Origin of the sequence: Eubacterium sp. AM46-8 (assembly GCF_003466705.1) — a bacterium.
Classification (GTDB): domain Bacteria; phylum Bacillota; class Clostridia; order Lachnospirales; family Lachnospiraceae; genus Lachnospira.
The window spans coordinates 77,277-98,701 of record NZ_QSEU01000001.1 but is presented as its reverse complement, the minus strand read 5'-3'; the positions used below and the strand labels follow the sequence as shown (position 1 = coordinate 98,701).

Genomic DNA, 21,425 nt, shown 5'->3' with positions numbered 1-21,425 from the left:
GATTTTCACACACAAGATTTGTGCTTTGCACAAATCTTGATATGCAAAGGAAAGGCGGAAAACGATGTATAAAGCATTTTTGATAAAGTATGGAGAAATAGGCGTTAAAGGAAAGAACAGATTCATCTTTGAGGATGCCCTTGTAAGACAGATTAAGTTCTCACTTAAAGATGTTGAGGGAGAATTTGATGTAAGAAGAGCAGATGGAAGAATCTATGTTAATGCACTTTCGGACTATGATTATGATGAGGTAATTGAGAGCCTTACAAGAGTATTTGGTATAGTTGGAATCTGTCCTGTAGTTCAGATTGAAGATAATGGTTTTGATGACCTTGCTAATCAGGTTATCAATTATCTTGATAAGGCATATAAGAATAAGAATCTTACATTCAAGGTTAATGCAAGAAGAACAAGAAAAAATTATCCAATGAACTCAATGGAGATTAATATGGAGCTTGGTGGAAGAATTCTTGATGCATTCCCAGAGATGAAGGTTGACGTGCATAAGCCTGAGGTTCTTTTACAGGTTGAGATAAGAGGAGATGTAATCAATATTTACTCTATCGAGGTTCCGGGTCCTGGCGGAATGCCAATCGGAACAGCAGGAAAGGCTATGCTTTTATTATCAGGCGGTATTGACAGCCCTGTTGCAGGATATATGGTTGCCAAAAGAGGTGTACAGATTGAAGCAACATACTTCCATGCTCCACCATATACAAGTGAAAGAGCAAAGCAGAAAGTAATTGACCTTGCAAAGATTGTATCTAAGTATTCAGGTCCTATTACACTTAATGTTGTTAATTTCACAGATATCCAGATGGCTATATATGAGAAATGTCCACATGATGAGCTTACAATCATTATGAGAAGATATATGATGAAGATTGCTGAAGATTTAGGAAAGATGAGCGGATGTCAGGGACTTGTTACAGGAGAGAGTATCGGACAGGTTGCAAGCCAGACAATGGCAAGTCTTTACTGTACTAACGAAGTGTGTACAATGCCTGTATTCAGACCGGTTATCGGTTTTGATAAGCAGGAGATTATTGATATATCAGAAAAGATTGGCTCATATGAGACATCAATACAGCCATTTGAGGACTGTTGTACAATATTCGTTGCAAAGCACCCTGTAACCAAGCCTAATCTTAATGTTATCAAGCAGCATGAGACTAACCTTGACGGAGTTATTGAGGAGCTTTACAAGACAGCAATTGAGACAACAGAAAAAATCGTAATTGAATAAAATAAAACCGCTTTATCTGTTACAGATAAAGCGGTTTATATGTTCTTACACATCATTACTCAACGATGTATGGCTTTAATACGGCAAGGATTGTATCAATATCATTGTCTGCATGAATGTTCAGGTCAATTGGCTTAGAAAGATCAAGACTGAATATACCCATTATAGACTTGGCATCAATTACATATCTGCCAGAAACAAGATCAAAGTCAACATCGAATTTAGTGATATCGTTGACAAAAGATTTTACTTTGTCGATTGAATTTAATGAAATCTTTACAGTTTTCATTAGAATACCTCCTTAAATGTTTTTCTATAAACTATAATATCTATTTGTTAAACCTATGTCAATAAAGAAATGTAACAAAAATTAACAGGAAATGAGGATTAAATTGAAAAAAGTTGCTATACACAGTCTGGGCTGTAAGGTTAATTCCTATGAGGCAGAATCAATGGAGATAATGCTTAGGGATGAGGGGTATGAGATAGTGCCTTTCAGTGAAGATGTTCAGGCTGATATATATATAATTAATACATGTTCAGTGACTAATATTGCTGACAGAAAATCAAGACAGATGCTGCATAAGGCAAAGAAGATGAATCCGGAGGCGGTTGTTGTTGCTGCTGGCTGTTATGTGCAGGCAGACCCTGACGGAGTTAAAAAGGATGAATGTGTTGATATCATTCTTGGCAATAATATGAAGATAAGTATTGTTGAAGCATTAAACGATTATTTTGGCGGTTCGGATAAAACAAGCTATCTGGTTGATATTAATGACAAGTATCAGGAGTACGAATCGCTTAGGATTAACCAGACAGGGGAACACACAAGAGCGTATATCAAGATTCAGGACGGATGCAACCAGTTCTGTTCTTACTGCATAATACCATACGTAAGAGGCAGGGTAAGAAGCCGTAAGCCTGAAGATATAGTAAATGAGGTTAAGACGCTTGCAGCTACAGGTGTTAAGGAGGTTGTTCTTACAGGAATTCATATATCATCTTATGGAACAGACCTTGAGAATATAAGTCTTATAGAACTTATAGAGGCAATCCATGAGATTGAAGGAATTAAAAGAATACGTTTAGGTTCGCTTGAACCAAGAATAATTACAGAAGAATTTGCAAAAAGGATTGCCGGCTTAGAAAAGATATGTCCACATTTTCACTTATCATTACAGAGTGGATGCGACAGGACATTAAAGGCAATGAATAGAAAATATAATACAGAAGAGTATTATGAGGGCTGCGTAAGGTTAAGAGAAGTATTTGAGAATCCGGCAATAACTACTGACGTAATTGTTGGATTTCCGGGCGAGACAGAGGAAGATTTCCTTGAGACACGCAAGTTCCTTGAGAAAGTACATTTTTACGAAATGCATATATTCAAATATTCAAGAAGAAAGGGAACTGTTGCTGACAAGATGAAGGAACAGGTAGCAGACACTGTGAAATCAGAAAGAAGTGCGGTACTGCTTGCGTTAGAGAAGGTACAGTCACTTGAATACAGAAAGATGTATATTGGAAAAAGACTCGAAGTTCTTATAGAAGAATTGACAGAAATAGATGGCAGGTCATATTATACAGGATATACAAAGAACTACATAAGAGTGGCAATAGCCGCTGATGAGTTTAACGATAATCCTGTTAATGATATATATGAATGTATGGCTGATAAGCTTATATGTGACGGGGTTACTATATTAGCGAGGTGTAATTAATGTCAAGAAAGAATACTAAAGGAACAATATTAGCGATAGATATGGGCAATACTAATATAGTTATTGGCTGTGTTGATGATGATAAAGTAATATTTGAGGAAAGGCTGAGTACAGACCTTTCAAAGACAGAGCTGGAGTATGCTATCAGCTTTAAGAATGTTCTTGAAATCTATAATATAAAATCAGAGGATATCAATGGTGCAATTATATCATCAGTTGTTCCACAGCTTGTTAATGTTATTAAAGCTGCTGTTGAAAAGGTTGTAGATATAGAGCCTCTTGTTGTAGGACCCGGAGTAAAGACGGGGCTTAACATTCTTATGGACCAGCCAAAGCAGGTGGGAAGTGACTTAATAGTTGATGCAGTTGCAGCGACACATGATTATGGCGCACCTGTTATTATAGTTGATATAGGCACAGCAACTACTATAAGCACAGTTGATGAGAATGGTAATTATATAGGTGGTGCAATCCTTCCGGGAGCAGGCGTTTCAATGAATTCACTTTCATCAAGAACGGCGCAGCTTCCAAGAATCAGCTTTGATGCACCTAAAGGACCGGTTGGAAAGAACACGGTTGACTGTATGAAGAGCGGCCTTATATACGGACATGCAGGAAGTATAGATGGAATTGTTGACAGAATAATAGATTGCTGCGGATTCGGAAAGAACGGAAAGCCTGTTGCAAAGCTTGTGGCAACAGGGGGGCTTAGTAAGGTTATAATCCCATTCTGCAGAAATAGAATTGAGACTGACCCTGCACTTCTTATAAGAGGTTTGAAATACATTTATGATAAAAATGTCTAGAATAGTGAACGCATAAGCGGGAGGAGATAATATGCTTAAGGGAAAGACAGTTGTTCTTGGAGTAACAGGCAGTATAGCAGCATATAAGATTGCTAATCTTGCAAGTATGCTTGTAAAGAAACATGCCAATGTGCATGTTATAATGACTGAGAATGCATGCAATTTTATTAATCCGATAACATTTGAGACACTTACAGGAAATAAGTGCTTAGTTGATACATTTGACAGAAACTTCCAGTTTAATGTTGAGCATATCAGCCTTGCAAAGCTGGCTGATATATTCCTTGTAGCACCTGCTTCGGCAGATGTAATAGGAAAGATTGCAAATGGGATAGCAGACGATATGCTGACTACAACAATTATGGCATGCAAATGTCCTAAGCTTATATCACCTGCAATGAACACTAATATGTTTACTAATCCTATAGTACAGGATAATCTTAAGAAATTAGAGCATTATGGATATGAAATTATCCAGCCTGACAGCGGTTATCTTGCATGTGGAGATACAGGTGCAGGAAAGATGCCATCGGAGCAGGTTCTTCTTAATTACATCTTAAGGACAATAGCTAAAGATAAGGATATGGCAGGAATTAAGCTTACAGTTACTGCAGGACCTACAAGAGAGAAGTTAGACCCTGTAAGATTCTTGTCTAATAATTCCACTGGAAAAATGGGATATGCAATTGCTAAGATGGCAATGCTTCGTGGAGCGGATGTAACACTTATATCAGGAAAAGTAAGTCTTGAACCGGTGCCATTTGTTAAGATGGTGGATATTGTTTCAGCAGAGGATATGTATAATGCAGTAATTAAGAGTGCTAAAGACGCAGATATCATAATAAAGGCAGCAGCAGTTGCAGATTACAGACCGTCTGATGTAAGTGATGAAAAGATTAAGAAAAAAGATGGTGATATGTCAATTCCTCTTGAGCGGACTAAAGATATAATCGGCACACTTGGAAGCAGTAAAAGAGATGGATTGTTCCTGTGCGGATTCTCAATGGAAACAGAGCATATGCTTGACAATTCCAAGGTGAAGCTTACAAAGAAGAATCTTGATATGATAGTGGCTAATAATGTCAAGGTGGCAGGAGCCGGATTTGGAACAGATACCAATGTGGTTACTGTTATTACTAAAGACGCAGTCGAGGAGCTTCCTATGATGAGTAAGGAAGAGGTTGCTGACGCACTTCTTGACAGAATAATGAAAGCAAGACAATAATAGTAAATAATAAAAACAGGCTGCCGGTTGTGATAACAGGCAGCCTGTTTTGCTACATATCTTCGCCAAGTGCCTTGATTCTTCCGTAAGTACTTAAAAGATATAAGCCAGAAAGACCTACAAGTGCGTAGATTATACGGTCAACCATAACTGATCTGAATATAAAATGCACAAGATTAAAGTTGAGGAAACCGATAAGTCCCCAGTTAAGCGTTCCTACAATGGCAATTGTAAGAGCAATGTAGTCTATAGGTTTAGAATTCATAAAATGCCTCCTTAAAATAGCGGATTTGGTTTTGAAATTAGTATGGAAAATGTAAGATAAATCATACTGGTAAAATATGGATTTTGTTGAGAAAAAGTGTAAACTTGACGACTTTAAACCTTGTATCATACTGTCTAAAATGCTACAATTACAGTGTTTGTGAATCAGCACAGATAAAGTGCGGAAATAATGAGGTTTATCATGGCGGGAAAGAAAGTAGTCAGATACAGAAGAAAGCCGAAAGCAGCAGCAATTATATTTGGAATAGTGCTGGTATATATTGTGTGCTTTATAGTTATATATGTTTCAAAAGCAAAGGTACAGACATATGAAGTTGAAGTGGGTTCACTAATGAATAATGCTTCATTTACAGCAGTTGCCTTAAGACAGGAAGAAGTCTATAATTCCTCATATTCTGGTGATATTAACTATTATCAGCGAGAGGGAACAAGAGTTATGACCGGTGATACAGTGTATACGGTTGATGAGACAGGAAGAGTTTCAGATATACTTGCACAGTATACATCAGGAGATGGCAATGCACTTTCAGATGAGAATCTTACAGTCATTAAGAATACACTTACTAATTACAAGACTGAGTATGCAGACAGTGGATTCAGTGCAGTTTATGATCTCAAGTCAGATCTTAATGCAACTGTACTACAGTCTATTAATGAGAATATTATGGCCAATCTTGATTCAATTGTATCAAGCACAGGAAGTCAGGACCTTTTCAAGACTGCAAAGTCAGATAAACCGGGTATAGTTGTTTATTCGGTTGATGGTTATGAAGGAGTTACCGAGGAAACAATTGGCAGTGTTGACTTTAAGAAAAAATCATATGATAAGCAGAGTCTTAAGTCAGAAAAGCTTATTACAGCCTCAGATCCTGCATATAAGCTTATTACAAGTGAGAACTGGACACTGATGTTTCCAATTACACAGTCAGATATAGATAAGTATTCTCTTTCATCTAAGGATACATTGTCAATTAAGTTTACCAAGGATAATATTACAGGCACATTTCCATTCAAGATAGTTAATGATGGTAAGAACTCATATGGTGAGATAACATTATCAAAATATATGATAAGATATTCTACAGAGAGATTCCTTGATATTGAGATAATTGTGTCAGGAAAGTCAGGAATCAAGGTTCCGGTATCGGCGGTAACTGAGAATGAATTCTATAAGATACCTAAAGAATACCTCATAACTAATGGTGAAAAGGGTGATTATGGATTCCTTGTAGAACAGAGCGATTCAGATGGTAAGCTGAATCAGGTATTTAAGGCTGTTGATATATATAAGTCAAATGATGAGGCTGTGTATATTAAGAAGACAGAACTGGCAGCCGGCACTGGAATAATCAGGATGGATTCAAGTGACAGGTTCGTTGTAGGACCGGTTGAAAAGCTTAGAGGTGTGTATTGTGTTAATACAGGATATACAGTATTTAAGCTTGTAGAAGTAATAGATGGCAATAATGAATACTACATATTAAAACAGTCGCTTAGTCATGGTGTGTCAATATATGACAGAATAATTCTAGATGCAGACAAGTATTCAGAGAATGAGATGATATATTAAATGCTTATGTATATCAGATTAATGACATTCAGGAGGCATTATGTTAAAGGATAATCTTATTGAAGTAGAAGAGCATATTAAGAAAGCATGTGAGAAATCAGGAAGAAATCCAGAAGATGTGTGTCTTGTTGCAGTAAGCAAGACCAAGCCCAAGGATATGCTTATGGAAGTATATGACTGTGGAATAAGACAGTTTGGAGAGAATTATGTTCAGGAGATGGTGGATAAGGCAGATACACTTCCTAAGGATATAACATGGCATATGATAGGACATCTGCAGAGAAACAAGGTAAAATATGTTGTAGGACGAGCTGCATTGATTCATTCAGTTGATTCGGAAAGACTTGCCGTTGCAATAAGTGATGAAGCAGTAAAGAAAGGCCTTGTACAGGATATTCTTATTGAAGTTAATGTTGCAGGAGAAGAGAATAAGTTCGGTGTAACATGTGATGAAGCAGAAGAATTTGTGAAGAAAATAGGAGTACTTCCGGGAATTAAGATAAGAGGATTCATGACAAGTGCACCATTTGTTGAAAATCCTGAAGATAACAGAAAGTATTTTAGAGAATTAAAGCAATTACTGGTTGACATCAATAACAAAAACATAGATAATGTATACATGAATGTTTTGTCCATGGGTATGACTAACGATTATACTGTTGCTGTAGAAGAAGGGGCAACTCATGTAAGGGTTGGAACAGCGATATTTGGAGCCAGGGACTATTCACATTAATATGTTTTGGGGATACTAAAGAAAGTCAGATTATTAGATATAGGAGAGTGTTTATAATGGGAATGTTAGACGGTTTAACTAATATGTTTAAGATGCATGACGATGATGATTTTGATGACGATTACGAAGATTACGATGATGATTTCGGTGATGACTACGATGATGAGAAACCATCAGCAAGAAAGAATCTTTTTGGAAGAAATACCAAGAAAGATACAGTAGCAGACGAAGATGTTTCATATACAGCAGAGAAGCCAAGATTTGCTTCCAAGTCTAAGGTTGTTCCTATGAAGACACAGTCTCCAAGAGGACTTGAAGTTGTTGTAATAAGACCAGAATCTATGGAAGATGCTAAGGAGATAACTGATACACTTCTTACAGGTAAGGCAGTTGTGCTTAACCTTGAAGGAATCCATGTTGAGATAGCACAGAGAATAATAGATTATTCTGCTGGTTCTACATATGCAATAATGGGTAACCTTCAGAAGATAACTAATTATATTTTCCTGGTGACTCCACCTAATGTAGATATTTCGGGTGATATTCCTGAGATAGTAACAGGAGGAATTGATCTTTCATCATTTAACAAGAATGAAAACAGATTTTAATTGATCTTCACAGCCACCCACATATAATGGGTGGCTGTTTAAGTATAAGGATAAGGGAGAATGTTATGAAGTGTATTAATGTAAAGTGCGAAGGTAAACCAGCATACGATATTGTGATTGAAAGTGGATTCGGGGGACTTTCAGAAGCCTTTAATAAGCTTGAAATAACAGGGAGAAAGTTATGTATTGTGACAGACAGCAATGTAGGTCCTTTATATGCAGAACAGGTAAAGAATGAGCTTGAAAAAACAGGCAATACAGTATATGTGTATACATTTGCAGCAGGAGAAGAGAATAAGACTCTTGACACTGTACAGGATGTATATGAATATCTTATAGAGAATCATTTTGACAGGAATGACTGCCTTGTAGCACTTGGCGGAGGAGTTGTTGGCGACCTTACCGGATTTTCTGCGGCAACATATCTTAGAGGAATTAAATTCATACAGGTTCCTACGTCACTTCTTGCACAGGTTGATTCAAGTATTGGCGGCAAGACAGGCGTTGATTTCAGGGCATATAAGAATATGGTTGGAGCATTCCATCAGCCAAAGCTTGTATATATGAATATGTCAGTGCTTAAGTCACTCAGTAAGAGACTTTTTAATTCTGGATTTGGTGAGATTATTAAGCATGGTCTTATTAAAGATAAGGAATATTACAACTGGCTTAAGGACAATGCAGACAGAATTAAGGCACTAGATCCAGATGCACTTGAACATATGATATATGTGAGCTGTAATATCAAGAGAGAGGTTGTTGAGAATGACCCTAAGGAAAAGGGTGAAAGAGCACTGCTTAATTTTGGACATACATTAGGACATGCCATTGAAAAAGAGATGAACTTCTCACTTTATCATGGAGAGTGTGTTGTGCTTGGAATGATAGCAGCACTCAATATATGTGTCGAGCTTGGAACTATAACTGCAGAGGAAAGAGATGATGCTCTAAAACATTTGCATTATATGAATTCCCTGACCATGTCACAGGAATTAAGATTGATGATGTTGTTGCGGTATCCAAGAATGACAAGAAGATGGATGCCGGCAAGGTTAAGTTCATTCTTCTTAAGTCAGTCGGAGATGCTTATATTGACAGAGATATAACTGATGACCAGATGAGAAGAGCACTTGAAGGTGTTATAAGATAAATGTTTAATAACGGAGGTCGAAAGTGAATAATAAAAAGAAAATATTCAATTTGTTTTTTTATATTATAGGAATTGTTGTTCTGACTGAATTAGACCAGATTACCAAAGCAGTTGCAGAAGCGAGGCTTTTAGGGAAACCGGATTTTAAGATAATAGGCGATGCATTTGTTTTTTCTTATCTTAGAAATTCAGGTGCAGCATGGGGAATGCTAAGCGGTAAGATTAATCTGTTTCTTGTGTTTACAGTTATAGTTATGCTTATAGTAACTTATGTAATTATTAATCTTCCTGCAACAAGAAAGTATATGCCACTTCTTATAACATGTACATTACTTGTATCTGGTGCAGTAGGAAACTTTATTGACAGGGTAAGATTCGGATACGTAAGGGATTTTATATATTTCAAGCTTATTAATTTTCCGGTATTCAATGTGGCAGACTGCTATGTTACTGTTTCAGTTGCGCTGCTTATAATTCTTATTCTTTTTGTCTACAAAGAAGATGATTTCGGATTCTTAAAGTTATCGAAGAAGGGTGATAATAATGAGTGATTCAGTACAGAATTTAATTGCTGAACCAGAGGATAAGGGGACAAGAATAGATAAATATCTGTCGCAGGAGTTAGAAGATGTGTCAAGGTCACGCATACAGAAGCTGTTAGATGATGGAGATATTACGGTTGACGACAAATGTGTCAAGTCTAACTATAAGCTTAATGGAACGGAACATATCACAATAACAATTCCTGAACTTATTGTGCCACAGATACTTCCGGAAAACATACCTCTGAATATAATATATGAAGATGATGATGTGATACTGATAGATAAACCGAAGGGAATGGTTGTACATCCGGCTGCAGGACATTATACAGGAACAGTTGTCAATGCACTTATGTATCATTGCAGGGATAATCTGTCAGGAATTAATGGCGTTATGCGTCCTGGAATAGTACACAGAATAGATATGAATACCACGGGTGTTATTGTTGCATGTAAGAATGACAAGGCACATAATGATATTGCTGCACAGCTTGCTGTCCATTCAATAACAAGAAAGTATTATTGCATTGTCCATAACCGCTTTAAAGAGGAAGAAGGCACAGTGGATGCACCTATAGGGCGTAATCCAAAGGACCGTAAGATGATGGCGGTTGACAGAAAGAATGGAAAACGTGCTGTTACACATTACCGTGTACTTGAGAATTTTGACAAATACAGTTTTATAGAATGTCAGTTAGAGACAGGCAGAACTCATCAGATAAGAGTACATATGGCAAGTATAGGGCATCCGATACTTGGAGATGATGTGTATAGTCATGCCAGGAGTGGATATAAACTGCAGGGACAGACACTACATGCAGGTGTTCTTGGATTTATACACCCGTCAACAGGTGAATATATGGAGTTCAAAGCACCATTGCCCGAATATTTTGAGAAGCTGCTTAAGGATTTAAGAAATGGAGGTAGCAATTGAGACGCAGGGAATTTATAGATATAATATTGAACAGTATTTCAGATACATTTGATATATACCATAATTACTGGTTTGAAGGTAGAAAGTTTGTTATATATGCTTACAGCTATAATAAGAAAGACAGATTTTCTACAACAGATGATGCCAAGTTATGGGACTCAAAATGCTATGAGCATCTGTTTTTCATTAATTGTGATACGCTTGGTATGAAAGAGCTTGATGATTTATATGATTTTGCTGTCAATAAGATTGAACCGCATTTTGTAAGAGGTGACGGAAAGCTGCCGGCTAAGAATCATATGTATACACATATATCATTTATAATAATTACAAAAAATCAGGTGCTTCCTGATGTCGAGAAAGCACTTCAATCTAAGAATTTTAGCAAGAATTATATGTTTGGTGCAAGAGGCTTTTCTAATATCAGACTGGCTTGCGTTACACCGAGCAGATACAGTGTGATATCTAATAAGGCTGGAACTAAGATAGCAGAATTTCTTACAGAGATACTCTTGCATATAGACCATTATGAAGAGTAATTAATAATTATTAAAGATTAATTTAATTATGCTTAATATGTAGATTTTACCACAAAAATAATGTATAATATATCTAAAGTATTTCGTATACAATTGAAACTAGGAGGTAGGAACTATGGATGAGAGAACAGTTATTACTATCGGACGAGAATTTGGAAGCGGTGGACATGAGATAGGCATGAAACTGGCAGAGAAGCTGGGAATAAAGTGCTACGACAAGGAACTGCTTGAACTTGCAGCTAAGGAGAGTGGACTTTGTGAAGAACTTTTCGCATCTCAGGATGAGAAGCCTACTAACAGTTTCCTTTATTCTCTTGTAATGGATACATATTCACTGGGATATACTAATTCATATGTGGATATGCCTATTAATCACAAGGTTTTCCTTGCACAGTTTGATGCTATCAAGAAACTTGCAGAGAGAGAATCATGTGTTATTGTAGGAAGATGTGCGGATTATGCATTGGAAGATAATCCATATGCAGTAAGTGTATTTATCAAGGCAAGTCTTGATGAGAGAGTACAGAGAATTAAGAGAATCTATGAACTTAATGATTCTAAGGCTGCAGATCTTATCCAGAAGACGGATAAGAGAAGAGCAAGCTATTACAATTACTACTCAAGCAAGAAGTGGGGAGAAGCTAAGAGCTACAATCTCTGTATTGACAGTGGACTTGTAGGAATAGATGGTGCAATTGATATGATACTTAAGTTTATTGAATTAAAAGAGAAGAACATGGGCAAAGATATTTAATTCACTTTTAATATATACACGGTTGGTAAGTTATGGATTTTAATGGCTATAAGAGAACGAAGAAGTTTGATATTAAGAGATGGTTTAAGGGAACTAATTCAATCGTATACCTTGTTATACTTGTTGTAATGGTTCTTGGACTGCTGTTTGTGTTAAGAACTGTTATCAGTATGCATAACAGCAATAAGAATGCTGATAATGTATCACAGGAAGAGACCACTGGTGAAACTGATTCATCAGAGACGGATACACAGACACAGACAATTGCAAAGAACCAGTCATATTATATCAGAATAAGCATAGCGAAGCATACGCTGGTTGTTTATCAGCTTGATGACAATAAAGAATTCTCTATTCCTGTTAAGGCTTTTAAAGTGGCTCTAGGACCTAAAGTTGCTCCTGCCAAGACGGCTATATCAGAGAAATCTTTATGGCGTAAGATTACAGATATATATTATGTCAGATACTCTTCAAGACTTGATAATGCTGAGTATCTAAGTACCGCAACATATTACAGCCAGAGTGATAACAATCTTAATCCAAAGTCATACAATGCCATAGGTCAGAATGTGTTGGAAGGTTCAATACTTATGACATGTGTCAATGCCAAGTGGATATATGAGAATTGCGGTGCGAAGACAACTGTAGAGATAGTTGAAGATTTTGATATCAGTTCGGACATTAAAGTTGAAGGCATAAGCCGGATAGCTGATGATGCATATAGAGACCCGACTGATAATGTGAATGGAAGCAGTAATATACAGAATAATAACGTTTCACAATACAATCAGACACAGGCTGACACAGAAGCTGTCACGAATGATGACAGACCTCAGGAGACTGAGGCACAGACACAGAAGAATGATTCTGGAGAGACACAGCCGACAACTGTCAGTCAGCAGGAGACTAATGCTCAGCATACCCAGTCATCAGAGGCACAGAAGCCGTATGACAAGACCGTGTCAGAGTAATTTAACAACATAATTAATCCCTTTTCGCTTTTTATAAAGCCGAATGTATGCTATAATAGGTACATTCGCGTATTTATGAAAGGAAAAGGGATTTTTTATGTCAAACATTATTATTTTAGCAGCAATTATACTTTACCTCGGAATGGTAGTATGGATAGGAGTAATCTGTTCTAAGAAGAACAGTGATGTAGGAGACTTCTATCTTGGTGGAAGAAAGTTAGGACCTGTTGTTACTGCAATGAGTGCAGAAGCGTCAGACATGAGCAGTTATCTGCTTATGGGTGTTCCGGGACTGGCATACCTTACAGGTCTTGCTGACGCAACATGGACAGCAATTGGTCTTGCACTTGGTACATACCTTAACTGGCTTATTGTTGCCAAGAAGATAAGATTATATTCACATGGTTATCAGGCAATAACACTTCCTGATTATTTTTCTAAGAGATTCGGGGATGACAAGCATGTAATTACATTAATATCAGCAGCACTTATTGTAATATTCTTTATACCATACACAGCATCAGGCTTTGCTGCCTGCGGAAAGCTGTTTAACAGTCTTTTAGGTTTTGATTATCATGCAGCAATGATTGTCAGTGCTGTTGTTATTGTACTTTACTGTACTATGGGGGGATTCCTTGCAGCAAGCACATCTGACCTTGTACAGAGTATTATTATGACATTCGCACTTGCTGTCGTTGTGATATTCGGGATTGTACAGGCTGGTGGAATGGGAGTTGTACTTGATAATGCAAAGGCACTTCCTGGATATCTTGATATGTTCCATACACATATTGCAGAGACTAATACATCAGGAGACTATGGATTTTTTAAGATTGTTTCAACACTTGCATGGGGACTTGGATACTTCGGTATGCCACATATCCTTTTAAGATTCATGGCTATTGAAGATGAGAACAAGTTAAAGATTTCAAGAAGAATTGCTACTGTATGGGTATTCATATCACTTATTGTTGCAACGGGTATCGGTGTAATCGGTCTTACACTTTCTAAATCTGGTATTATTGATACTTTAGCAGGAAGCGAATCAGAGACAATTATTGTTAAGATATCACATTATCTTTCAACATTTAACCCTGTAGCAGCATTTATAGCAGGAATTATCCTTGCAGGTATTCTTGCAGCTACCATGTCAACAGCAGATTCACAGCTTCTTGCAGCTTCATCAGCAATATCACAGAATCTTGCTGTTGAGGTGTTACACATTAATATGTCTAAGAAGACGTCAATGCTTGTTGCCAGACTTACAGTTGTTGTTATATCAGTTATATCAATATTCTTTGCACTTGATCCTACAAGCTCAGTATTTAAGATTGTTTCATTTGCATGGGCTGGTTTTGGTGCGGCATTCGGTCCTGTAGTTCTCTGCTCACTTTTCTGGAAGAGAGCCAATAAGTATGGAATTATATCGGGCATGATTGCAGGTGGAGCAATGATATTTATATGGAAATTCGGAATTGCAAAGCTTGGAGGAATATTTGCTGTATATGAGCTTTTACCAGCATTTATATTTGCAACATTAGTTATTATTGTTGTAAGTCTTGCCACAGGAAAGCCTTCTAAGGAAGTTATGGATAAGTTTGAAGAAGTTAAAAATATGAGCAAATAATTCATGTCTCTTAATGTAATATGTAGAAGAGGGTTTTATATAATATGGGATATAATATAGCAATATGTGACGATGATAATTTAATGGCTCAGAATATTAAGAATTCAATGTTGCATGAATTTAGTAACAAAGGATGGCAGGATGTTACTATTGATTATTATGAAGATGGTACCAGGCTGTTATCAAGCATTGAAGTGGATAATTCATACAGGGTGGTTTTATTGGATATCAATATGGAGCCTATGGACGGATTTCAGATTGCAGAGCAGATAGCAAAAAGTAATTCGAAAATTCTTATAGTTTTTGTGACTTCACATGAAGAAACAGTATATGATTCTTTTGATTATATGCCTTTTTATTTTATCAGAAAGTCACGATATGAGATATCTGTAAAAAGAGTTGTTAATAAAATTATTGACAGGGAAAATCATGAAAAGAAAATAATGGTTGAGAGTAAGGATGGTCTGGTGGCTATAGATACAGCTAATATAATATATGCTGTAAGTCAGGATCATTATATTACAATATTCACAACCAATGATAATTATGTTATAAGAAAAAGTATGACAGAACTGGAAAATGAATTAAAGAATTATTTCATTAACCGCGCACACAAAAAGTATCTTGTTAATTATCGTTTTGTAAAAAAGATTAATAGTTCTACAGGTGAGGTGTTACTTGTTACAGGTGAGACTATCAGGCTTGGACGCAATTATAAAGATATATTTGAGAAAGGGTTAGTACTGTATTATCGTACATTATAATCATGTTAAATATATATAATTCTATAACCATTCTGCAGTATTTTATACTTGTTATAATAGGTGTCATATTTTTTAAAAAAGTATCAGAATTACTGGCTAAAAGGATTAACAGAATTACAGCATATGTTATTGCGGTTATAGTTACTATAAGTATTACAGCTATATATTATACGGTTGTGAAAGCTTATATAAATATACCATCACAGTCAGATGTTATTATTCTTATGCTTGTATATATTGTCACAATGGTTGTACTTGAGACATTTTTATCTATAAGAAGAGGATGTTTTACAGCAGCAGACAGGATGAAAGTATTTCTGTATATTATTATTACGATAGCAGTATATGCAATGCTTGTATGGCTGTCAGGTTATATTGGTCAGGAATATAAAAAATATCTGCTTCTGGCAGGATTGTTACAACTGATGCTGGCTTACATATTTTATAGCATATCAGTAAGGCTCTATGAAGAAAATTATAATGAGAAAGAGGCAGACCGCCTCGTAATAAAATCAATCTTGGAGAAGATTATCTGAAGAATGTCCAGGCTATGGATAAGCAGATCAGAGTGATTAAGCATGATATGAAGAATCAGTTACAGACACTTACAGAACTGATAAAATCAAAAAAATATGATGAAGCTGAACAATTCTTGAAGATGTACGGAATGAATCTTGAGAGTACACAGGATTACATACATACAGACAATCTGCTTTTTAATACAATTATTAATAATAAAATTCAGTATGCAAAGTCAGAAAAAATCATTGTATCTTCCAGCATTAATAAAAAAATTAAGCAGATGAAGGATAATGATTTATGTACAGTAATAGGTAATTTAATCGATAATGCCATAGAAGCGGAGCTAAGAGAGAATGAAATACAGAGAGATTGAGATAAGTTCATTCTGGAATGGAGAAGAATGTGTATTCCGTATAGGAAACTTTGTGTCGAAGTCAGTTCTTGATAATAATGAGGAGCTTCAGACTGTTAAAGCTGATAAAGCTTCACATGGTTTAGGAACGCAGATTATAAGAAATCTAATGAAAAAGAATAAAGGAATATGTGATTACTACGAAGAGGGTGAAATGTTTTATTGCACAATCAGGTGGTAGTAATAGCAAAAAAGGCCGCAATGCGGTCTTTTTTTGATACTATACTAAAAAAATATGTCGTTCACGCCATATATTTGTCGTTTACGACATTGCGGTTGAAAGTGGTTTACAGGTGTGGTTATTATATAATCAGGTCTGTAATATATTACACATAAAAAAGTAAAGAAAATGCGGGGTATAAGTAATGAGAAGAAAAAAGATAGTACCTTGCTTGTTCCTTACAGTGGCGTTGTGCGGCTGCACAACGCAGACTGTAGAGGATGCAAAGCAGATAGAAGAGAGTAAAACATATGTAAGCAAGTATGAATATGAAACAGATACAGACGGAAAGACCGAGACACAGGCATACAGCGAAGAAAAGCCGACATTCACAGACTGGGAGACAGTAACGGGAATAACAGATCCGGCAGTTGATTATAAAGAAGAAAAAGTAAAATATAAAAGCATGAATGAAGAATTCTCAATGGGAGCATATGAATATTCGGTTACAGAGGCAGTAATAACGAAGGATTTAAATTATGCATATGAGATAATGAATAAAGATTCAGCAGATTTGATTGTAAACGATAAAATAAATGCATATCCAACAGGAAGAGTGAGAGGAGAAAGAGAAGATTTTCTGTGGATTAAGGTTCATGTAAAATACGATGGGGAAAAGAATTTTAAAACAAGCATGCAGACTTTTATAATAAAAAGGGATGATGGACATTTATGGAATAGTGGGGATTTGAATGTTATACAGGATGAAGCAACATTATTATATCCAAAAGAAAGTTACAGAACAAACGATGTAATTCTAAAAGCAGGAGAAGAGAGGGACTATTGGTTTCTGTTCAGTGTATATAAATATAATCCGCAGATTAATGAATTATATATGGGTGGAACATTAGGAACCGCATGTGATACAAATAGTATTAAAAATTATAGTGGGAATCTTATAGAGTTAAAAATTGAGGATAAAACAGAGAGGTGAATAATATGTATATTGAGTTGAAAAATGTAACAAAGAAAATAAGAGGTGTAACAGTTCTTGACAATGTGAGTCTTCGCATGGAGTCTGGAAATATATATGGCTTCAAAGGTAAAAATGGAAGTGGTAAGACTATGCTTATGAGAGCAGTTGCAGGACTTATAAGAGTTGATGGAATTGTAGATATTAATGGAAAAATAATGGGTAAAGATATGATGTTTCCAGACAGCATAGGAATTCTTATAGAGAATCCTGCATTTATTAACAATTATACAGGATTTGAGAATCTTAAAACTCTTGCATCTATAAGAGAAAGAATTGATGATGAAAGAATAAGAGAGACTCTTAGTGAGGTCGGTCTTGAACCATATGATAAAAGAACTTTTCGTAAGTATTCTTTAGGTATGAAACAGAGATTAGGCATAGCAGCGGCAATAATGGAAAATCCTGACATTATAATATTGGACGAGCCGATTAATGCTTTGGATGATTCAGGAACAGAGCAGGTAAGCAAGCTTCTTATGAAACATAAAGAACGGGGAGCACTTATTATTATTGCCTGTCATGATGCAGAAGAACTTGATTATTTATCAGACGATATAATAGAAATTGCAGAGGGAAGAATCAAAAATAATAAGGCTGACAAAGGAGGAATTAATTAAATGCATGAATTAAATGTGTTATTAAAGATAGAATTTAAAAGATTATTTAAAAATAAATTATTTTATATTTCATTACTTATAGGTGTTGTGCTTGCAACAGGTTCCTTTGTTAATAAAGTGATTCCACATATGGATATTCTTAATGGATTTGATGGAAGTGTTGCCTCATATCCTTTTTCTGTTTTTAATTCATGGATGGGAATTTTTATTGGTTTTGATCCATTTGCAACAGCATATGTATATGTGTGCATGTTATTCTGTGCATTGCCATACTGTGGTAATTTTTCAAGGGATAATCACAACCAGTACATATTGCAGTATTATAGCAGAGCATCGAGGAATAAGGTGCATGCAGCCAGATTCATTACAACATTTGTTTCGGGAGGAATGCTTGTCCTTCTGCCTGTATTAATGAATCTTATAGCAACCATGATGTGTGTTCCGGCACTTTCTCCTGTTGAAAATGGATTATTTATCGGTTCAGGAAAGTCTTTTATGGGATGTCTGTTTTATAATCATACATTTGTATACATAATTATTTATCTTATTCAATTTTTTGTATATGGTGGAGCTTTTTCTGTAGTTTCATTAGCTGTTGCATTTTTATTTGATAATGCATTTCTTGTTATGATTTCACCATTCATCGCTTATTATGGTGTAGGTGTGTTATCTACAGTTGGTAAAAATATTTTTGGACTGTATACATTTAATCCTATGTCTTATATTAGTCCATCAAATGTTCTTATGGATAATGGACTTATAGGTTTTATTCTGGAACCGTTAATTATTATACTGGTAAGTGGTGTAATATTCTTTTGGAAAGGAGCAGCAAATGAAGTTTTATAAATTTTTGATTACGGCAGCGTGTATTGCCATAGCAGCAGTATGTATTGCATTGATAGTAAGAGTTAATAGAGCATTTCCAAATGCAGAGGAGGTTAGTTATACCAAAGACAATCCTGCAGATTTAGACGGGCTGGAGATAACTCCTGTTAATGCTAAAGTATATACTCTTGAGGATTATTCTAAGATTTCAGGTCAGTATAAGAATGTAAGCGAAGAAAAAGCTAAGAATGTAAGAATTATTGTTATGACTGTAAGATTGAGAAATACAACTGATCAGGTTATTAATTATGCACCAAGCTTCATATGCGTTGTTGAGGAGCTTAACGGAAGCAATGGTGTCCAGCCGGTTAGTAATTCAATGAGGAGAATCACATTAGATCCAGGACAGACTCAGGAAGTAAGATTTCAGGCATATATGGGACCTAATCAGCTGAATCCTAAGAAATTTTCAAAGCTGGAGTCTTCTACGATAACTTTAGTGTATTCTTATTATCCATTAAAGAAAAAGCTGGTGTTTTAAATGAAATGTTTTAAAAATGTTTTCAAGGCAGATATCAGGCGGTTTTGTAATGCAAGCTGGAAGTTTTTTACAGCATTTATAGTATATTGTATATTGCAGGCGGTGATTTTTTATACAGGTGCAGTTAAGTTCATACATAAAGGAATCATTGATGGTGTATCTTTTGGAGATTCCATGCTGTATTTCTTTAAAGGAGCAAAAAAATTCATAATTCGTGGCAATACACCTATGGATATACCTATTTTTGGCATGCTTGTTGTGTTGTATCTGCTGCTGATAATTGCATTATATATTAATTCTGATAAGAATGCGCTTGGCAAAAGTATAATAGTAGCGTCAAGGTCACCTGTATACTGGTGGATTAGTAAATGCTTAATTGTTGTTATTGCTGCATGTGTATATATGATTATAATATGTGCGACACATTTTCTGATGGGAATGGCCATAGTAAATAGCAGATTTTATTCTGGTATTTCATTAACTTCCGAGAATACTATCAGGGTTTTTCTTGGAAGTGGGGATATCCCGCAGAATACTAATATGGCAATAATGTTATTAATGTGTTTGGTATGTTTTATTACAGTTGCAATTGTGCAGCTTTTTATTACTTATATTTCAAATGCGGTATATGGATTTATTGTCAGCATAGTATATTATGTAGTATCAATATGTTACATGAAATGGTTTTGCTTTATTAATTATATGATGATGTATAGGATATCTGAGGTATATAATTACTGGAAATATGGCTTGTGTATGATGCTGTGTGTATGCACTGGCATTATAACGGCAGGAATTATATATTCACGAAAAAGGGATTTCCTGTAAAGTTAAGGGGTTTACCTATGAATGAAAGAGTGAAAAAGTATTTAAGCGTTATGCTGGCGTATGGGATACCAGTCATGCTGATAATGAAAACGGTTCCATTCATGTCTGGTTATCTGAAAGGACTTGATGCATGTGTGGCTGATTACTTTCTGTTCTTTTTTGACTGGAAGTCGAATGGGTTCATATGTATGTATGAAATAGTTCTGTTTAGTTTTTTTATGGTTACAATAATCAAAACAGAATTATTGCCAAACAGGATTGTTTTATATAATTCAAGTATTAAGCTGTTTTTCAGCTGTGTAAAAAAATGTATTGCTTTAACATATTTGGTTCCGCTCTTTAATGCGGTTATTACTATGGTGGTATCACTTAGTAATCATGCAGTATGGGCATGCAACTGGGGAGCAGAAGGAAGCGTTTCAAAATATATGCTGCCATATTGTGATTTTGCTAAAGTAAGTACAGTGACAGTTATTTTAGCATCAGTTCTTGCAGATGTTCTCAGAATGCAGGCAACATTGCTTATAATATGTATTGTATACTGGCTTACCAGATCAACTGTTTTTACATATATTCTGGTATATATAAATGTACTGGCGGTAGGAATTTTGTCTAAAATTAAAATAATGGGAATATCATTTTCTGGTGTGTATTCTAAAATGATTATTGAGCGCTTATATGCATATGTGTATGGAATTGTGCTTAAGGATAATGTTATTGTTCCATTGATGATAGTATTGATTCTTGCAGTTTCAGGAATTGTTTTATTCAGAGTGTATAGGAAGATATTCTGTAATTGACAGAATTAAAAAAGGCTTTAACCAGAAAATACTGGTTAAAGCCTTTTTGTTAATCTTCGTCGTTAATATCTTTCTGTGCAACAGCAGCGGCTATAACTGATATGATAACTACAGCAGCAATAATAGCAACTGCAACACCTATAATTGGTCCGATGAATAACATAAAACTCATAATTTCACACCTCTTCGAACATATTTATTATATCTAT

General features: G+C 35.6%; 27 protein-coding genes. 24 read left to right on the top strand and 3 right to left on the bottom strand.

Going from position 1 to position 21,425, the window contains the following annotated elements; genetic code table 11:
- Positions 1-64: 64 nt before the first annotated feature.
- The gene (gene thiI, locus DW963_RS00510; protein WP_117913436.1) at positions 65-1,246 is read left to right on the top strand and encodes a tRNA uracil 4-sulfurtransferase ThiI; all 1,182 of its coding nucleotides are present in this window, start codon (positions 65-67) and stop codon (positions 1,244-1,246) included.
- 55 nt (positions 1,247-1,301) lie between these two features.
- Here the strand turns inward: thiI and DW963_RS00505 are convergent, their stop codons facing one another.
- Positions 1,302-1,535 carry an HPr family phosphocarrier protein gene (locus DW963_RS00505; protein ID WP_012739394.1) on the bottom strand — a complete coding sequence of 78 codons (234 nt, stop codon included), beginning with the start codon at positions 1,533-1,535 and terminating at the stop codon, positions 1,302-1,304.
- Positions 1,536-1,638: 103 nt separating this feature from the next.
- Between DW963_RS00505 and mtaB the strand changes: the two genes are divergently transcribed.
- Genes mtaB through coaBC form a run of 3 tightly spaced genes read left to right on the top strand, consistent with a single transcriptional unit; the run spans position 1,639 to position 4,998 of the window.
- Positions 1,639-2,967: a tRNA (N(6)-L-threonylcarbamoyladenosine(37)-C(2))-methylthiotransferase MtaB gene (gene mtaB / locus DW963_RS00500; RefSeq protein ID WP_286168841.1), complete on the top strand. Its 1,329-nt coding sequence runs from the start codon at positions 1,639-1,641 to the stop codon at positions 2,965-2,967.
- The gene (locus DW963_RS00495) at positions 2,967-3,773 is read left to right on the top strand and encodes a type III pantothenate kinase (RefSeq protein WP_117913434.1); all 807 of its coding nucleotides are present in this window, start codon (positions 2,967-2,969) and stop codon (positions 3,771-3,773) included. The genes mtaB and DW963_RS00495 overlap by 1 nt, the downstream gene beginning before the upstream one ends.
- 31 nt (positions 3,774-3,804) lie before the next feature.
- Entirely contained in the window at positions 3,805-4,998 is a 1,194-nt protein-coding gene (gene coaBC / locus DW963_RS00490) for a bifunctional phosphopantothenoylcysteine decarboxylase/phosphopantothenate--cysteine ligase CoaBC (RefSeq protein WP_117913433.1), read from the top strand.
- Between the two features lie 52 nt (positions 4,999-5,050).
- Here the strand turns inward: coaBC and DW963_RS00485 are convergent, their stop codons facing one another.
- Positions 5,051-5,263, bottom strand: coding sequence for a DUF378 domain-containing protein (locus DW963_RS00485; RefSeq protein WP_022097422.1), 213 nt, complete (start codon positions 5,261-5,263; stop codon positions 5,051-5,053).
- Between the two features lie 201 nt (positions 5,264-5,464).
- Here DW963_RS00485 and DW963_RS00480 point away from each other — a divergent pair, with 201 nt between their 5' ends.
- The 20 genes from DW963_RS00480 to DW963_RS00385 all read left to right on the top strand — a co-directional run bounded on the left by DW963_RS00480 (position 5,465) and on the right by DW963_RS00385 (position 21,216).
- A complete protein-coding gene (locus tag DW963_RS00480) occupies positions 5,465-6,853 on the top strand; it encodes a biotin/lipoyl attachment domain-containing protein (RefSeq protein ID WP_117913432.1) in 1,389 nt (462 codons plus the stop codon).
- 40 nt (positions 6,854-6,893) lie between these two features.
- Positions 6,894-7,586 carry a YggS family pyridoxal phosphate-dependent enzyme gene (locus DW963_RS00475; protein ID WP_117913431.1) on the top strand — a complete coding sequence of 231 codons (693 nt, stop codon included), beginning with the start codon at positions 6,894-6,896 and terminating at the stop codon, positions 7,584-7,586.
- Between the two features lie 56 nt (positions 7,587-7,642).
- Positions 7,643-8,194 (top strand): cell division protein SepF, encoded by a 552-nt coding sequence (locus tag DW963_RS00470; protein WP_117913430.1) that lies wholly within the window; start codon positions 7,643-7,645, stop codon positions 8,192-8,194.
- A 65-nt stretch (positions 8,195-8,259) separates the two neighbouring features.
- Positions 8,260-9,300 (top strand): 3-dehydroquinate synthase, encoded by a 1,041-nt coding sequence (aroB, locus tag DW963_RS00465; protein WP_353652741.1) that lies wholly within the window; start codon positions 8,260-8,262, stop codon positions 9,298-9,300.
- Positions 9,301-9,367: 67 nt separating this feature from the next.
- Positions 9,368-9,895, top strand: a complete 528-nt coding sequence (gene lspA / locus DW963_RS00460) for a signal peptidase II (protein ID WP_199669348.1) — start codon at positions 9,368-9,370, stop codon at positions 9,893-9,895.
- Positions 9,888-10,820: an RluA family pseudouridine synthase gene (locus DW963_RS00455; protein ID WP_117913429.1), complete on the top strand. Its 933-nt coding sequence runs from the start codon at positions 9,888-9,890 to the stop codon at positions 10,818-10,820. The genes lspA and DW963_RS00455 overlap by 8 nt, the downstream gene beginning before the upstream one ends.
- Positions 10,817-11,359: a DUF8052 family protein gene (locus DW963_RS00450; RefSeq protein ID WP_117913428.1), complete on the top strand. Its 543-nt coding sequence runs from the start codon at positions 10,817-10,819 to the stop codon at positions 11,357-11,359. The genes DW963_RS00455 and DW963_RS00450 overlap by 4 nt, the downstream gene beginning before the upstream one ends.
- Before the next feature lie 115 nt (positions 11,360-11,474).
- Complete coding sequence (locus DW963_RS00445) at positions 11,475-12,113, top strand: cytidylate kinase-like family protein (protein WP_012739382.1); 639 nt, start codon at positions 11,475-11,477, stop codon at positions 12,111-12,113.
- Between the two features lie 32 nt (positions 12,114-12,145).
- On the top strand, positions 12,146-13,084 hold the full coding sequence (locus DW963_RS00440) for a L,D-transpeptidase (protein ID WP_117913427.1): 939 nt from the start codon (positions 12,146-12,148) through the stop codon (positions 13,082-13,084).
- A gap of 97 nt (positions 13,085-13,181) precedes the next feature.
- A complete protein-coding gene (locus DW963_RS00435; RefSeq protein WP_117913426.1) occupies positions 13,182-14,711 on the top strand; it encodes a sodium/proline symporter in 1,530 nt (509 codons plus the stop codon).
- A gap of 44 nt (positions 14,712-14,755) precedes the next feature.
- Positions 14,756-15,475, top strand: coding sequence for a LytR/AlgR family response regulator transcription factor (locus DW963_RS00430; RefSeq protein ID WP_117913425.1), 720 nt, complete (start codon positions 14,756-14,758; stop codon positions 15,473-15,475).
- A gap of 2 nt (positions 15,476-15,477) precedes the next feature.
- Positions 15,478-16,011, top strand: a complete 534-nt coding sequence (locus tag DW963_RS00425) for a hypothetical protein (RefSeq protein WP_117913424.1) — start codon at positions 15,478-15,480, stop codon at positions 16,009-16,011.
- A gap of 14 nt (positions 16,012-16,025) precedes the next feature.
- Complete coding sequence (locus tag DW963_RS00420) at positions 16,026-16,370, top strand: GHKL domain-containing protein (protein ID WP_117913566.1); 345 nt, start codon at positions 16,026-16,028, stop codon at positions 16,368-16,370.
- On the top strand, positions 16,351-16,590 hold the full coding sequence (locus tag DW963_RS00415; protein ID WP_117913423.1) for a GHKL domain-containing protein: 240 nt from the start codon (positions 16,351-16,353) through the stop codon (positions 16,588-16,590). The genes DW963_RS00420 and DW963_RS00415 overlap by 20 nt, the downstream gene beginning before the upstream one ends.
- Positions 16,591-16,774: 184 nt before the next feature.
- Positions 16,775-17,563 (top strand): hypothetical protein, encoded by a 789-nt coding sequence (locus DW963_RS00410; RefSeq protein WP_117913422.1) that lies wholly within the window; start codon positions 16,775-16,777, stop codon positions 17,561-17,563.
- A gap of 5 nt (positions 17,564-17,568) precedes the next feature.
- A complete protein-coding gene (locus tag DW963_RS00405; protein ID WP_117913421.1) occupies positions 17,569-18,222 on the top strand; it encodes an ATP-binding cassette domain-containing protein in 654 nt (217 codons plus the stop codon).
- On the top strand, positions 18,223-19,068 hold the full coding sequence (locus tag DW963_RS00400; protein ID WP_117913420.1) for a hypothetical protein: 846 nt from the start codon (positions 18,223-18,225) through the stop codon (positions 19,066-19,068).
- Entirely contained in the window at positions 19,055-19,588 is a 534-nt protein-coding gene (locus DW963_RS00395) for a hypothetical protein (protein ID WP_117913419.1), read from the top strand. The genes DW963_RS00400 and DW963_RS00395 overlap by 14 nt, the downstream gene beginning before the upstream one ends.
- A complete protein-coding gene (locus DW963_RS00390; protein WP_117913418.1) occupies positions 19,589-20,416 on the top strand; it encodes a hypothetical protein in 828 nt (275 codons plus the stop codon).
- Between the two features lie 17 nt (positions 20,417-20,433).
- The gene (locus DW963_RS00385) at positions 20,434-21,216 is read left to right on the top strand and encodes a hypothetical protein (RefSeq protein ID WP_117913417.1); all 783 of its coding nucleotides are present in this window, start codon (positions 20,434-20,436) and stop codon (positions 21,214-21,216) included.
- 49 nt (positions 21,217-21,265) lie between these two features.
- Here the strand turns inward: DW963_RS00385 and DW963_RS13485 are convergent, their stop codons facing one another.
- Positions 21,266-21,388 (bottom strand): hypothetical protein, encoded by a 123-nt coding sequence (locus DW963_RS13485; RefSeq protein ID WP_278320296.1) that lies wholly within the window; start codon positions 21,386-21,388, stop codon positions 21,266-21,268.
- Positions 21,389-21,425: the final 37 nt, after the last annotated feature.

What these genes read in the sequence shown, in the direction of transcription:
- thiI (WP_117913436.1), top strand. Translation starts at nt 65, where the DNA reads ATGTATAAAGCATTTTTGATAAAGTATGGAGAAATAGGCGTTAAAGGA.
- DW963_RS00505 (WP_012739394.1), bottom strand. Translation starts at nt 1,535, where the DNA reads ATGAAAACTGTAAAGATTTCATTAAATTCAATCGACAAAGTAAAATCT.
- DW963_RS00495 (WP_117913434.1), top strand. Translation starts at nt 2,967, where the DNA reads ATGTCAAGAAAGAATACTAAAGGAACAATATTAGCGATAGATATGGGC.
- coaBC (WP_117913433.1), top strand. Translation starts at nt 3,805, where the DNA reads ATGCTTAAGGGAAAGACAGTTGTTCTTGGAGTAACAGGCAGTATAGCA.
- DW963_RS00485 (WP_022097422.1), bottom strand. Translation starts at nt 5,263, where the DNA reads ATGAATTCTAAACCTATAGACTACATTGCTCTTACAATTGCCATTGTA.
- DW963_RS00480 (WP_117913432.1), top strand. Translation starts at nt 5,465, where the DNA reads ATGGCGGGAAAGAAAGTAGTCAGATACAGAAGAAAGCCGAAAGCAGCA.
- DW963_RS00475 (WP_117913431.1), top strand. Translation starts at nt 6,894, where the DNA reads ATGTTAAAGGATAATCTTATTGAAGTAGAAGAGCATATTAAGAAAGCA.
- DW963_RS00470 (WP_117913430.1), top strand. Translation starts at nt 7,643, where the DNA reads ATGGGAATGTTAGACGGTTTAACTAATATGTTTAAGATGCATGACGAT.
- aroB (WP_353652741.1), top strand. Translation starts at nt 8,260, where the DNA reads ATGAAGTGTATTAATGTAAAGTGCGAAGGTAAACCAGCATACGATATT.
- DW963_RS00455 (WP_117913429.1), top strand. Translation starts at nt 9,888, where the DNA reads ATGAGTGATTCAGTACAGAATTTAATTGCTGAACCAGAGGATAAGGGG.
- DW963_RS00445 (WP_012739382.1), top strand. Translation starts at nt 11,475, where the DNA reads ATGGATGAGAGAACAGTTATTACTATCGGACGAGAATTTGGAAGCGGT.
- DW963_RS00440 (WP_117913427.1), top strand. Translation starts at nt 12,146, where the DNA reads ATGGATTTTAATGGCTATAAGAGAACGAAGAAGTTTGATATTAAGAGA.
- DW963_RS00435 (WP_117913426.1), top strand. Translation starts at nt 13,182, where the DNA reads ATGTCAAACATTATTATTTTAGCAGCAATTATACTTTACCTCGGAATG.
- DW963_RS00430 (WP_117913425.1), top strand. Translation starts at nt 14,756, where the DNA reads ATGGGATATAATATAGCAATATGTGACGATGATAATTTAATGGCTCAG.
- DW963_RS00425 (WP_117913424.1), top strand. Translation starts at nt 15,478, where the DNA reads ATGTTAAATATATATAATTCTATAACCATTCTGCAGTATTTTATACTT.
- DW963_RS00420 (WP_117913566.1), top strand. Translation starts at nt 16,026, where the DNA reads ATGGATAAGCAGATCAGAGTGATTAAGCATGATATGAAGAATCAGTTA.
- DW963_RS00415 (WP_117913423.1), top strand. Translation starts at nt 16,351, where the DNA reads ATGAAATACAGAGAGATTGAGATAAGTTCATTCTGGAATGGAGAAGAA.
- DW963_RS00410 (WP_117913422.1), top strand. Translation starts at nt 16,775, where the DNA reads ATGAGAAGAAAAAAGATAGTACCTTGCTTGTTCCTTACAGTGGCGTTG.
- DW963_RS00405 (WP_117913421.1), top strand. Translation starts at nt 17,569, where the DNA reads ATGTATATTGAGTTGAAAAATGTAACAAAGAAAATAAGAGGTGTAACA.
- DW963_RS00400 (WP_117913420.1), top strand. Translation starts at nt 18,223, where the DNA reads ATGCATGAATTAAATGTGTTATTAAAGATAGAATTTAAAAGATTATTT.
- DW963_RS00395 (WP_117913419.1), top strand. Translation starts at nt 19,055, where the DNA reads ATGAAGTTTTATAAATTTTTGATTACGGCAGCGTGTATTGCCATAGCA.
- DW963_RS00390 (WP_117913418.1), top strand. Translation starts at nt 19,589, where the DNA reads ATGAAATGTTTTAAAAATGTTTTCAAGGCAGATATCAGGCGGTTTTGT.
- DW963_RS00385 (WP_117913417.1), top strand. Translation starts at nt 20,434, where the DNA reads ATGAATGAAAGAGTGAAAAAGTATTTAAGCGTTATGCTGGCGTATGGG.
- DW963_RS13485 (WP_278320296.1), bottom strand. Translation starts at nt 21,388, where the DNA reads ATGAGTTTTATGTTATTCATCGGACCAATTATAGGTGTTGCAGTTGCT.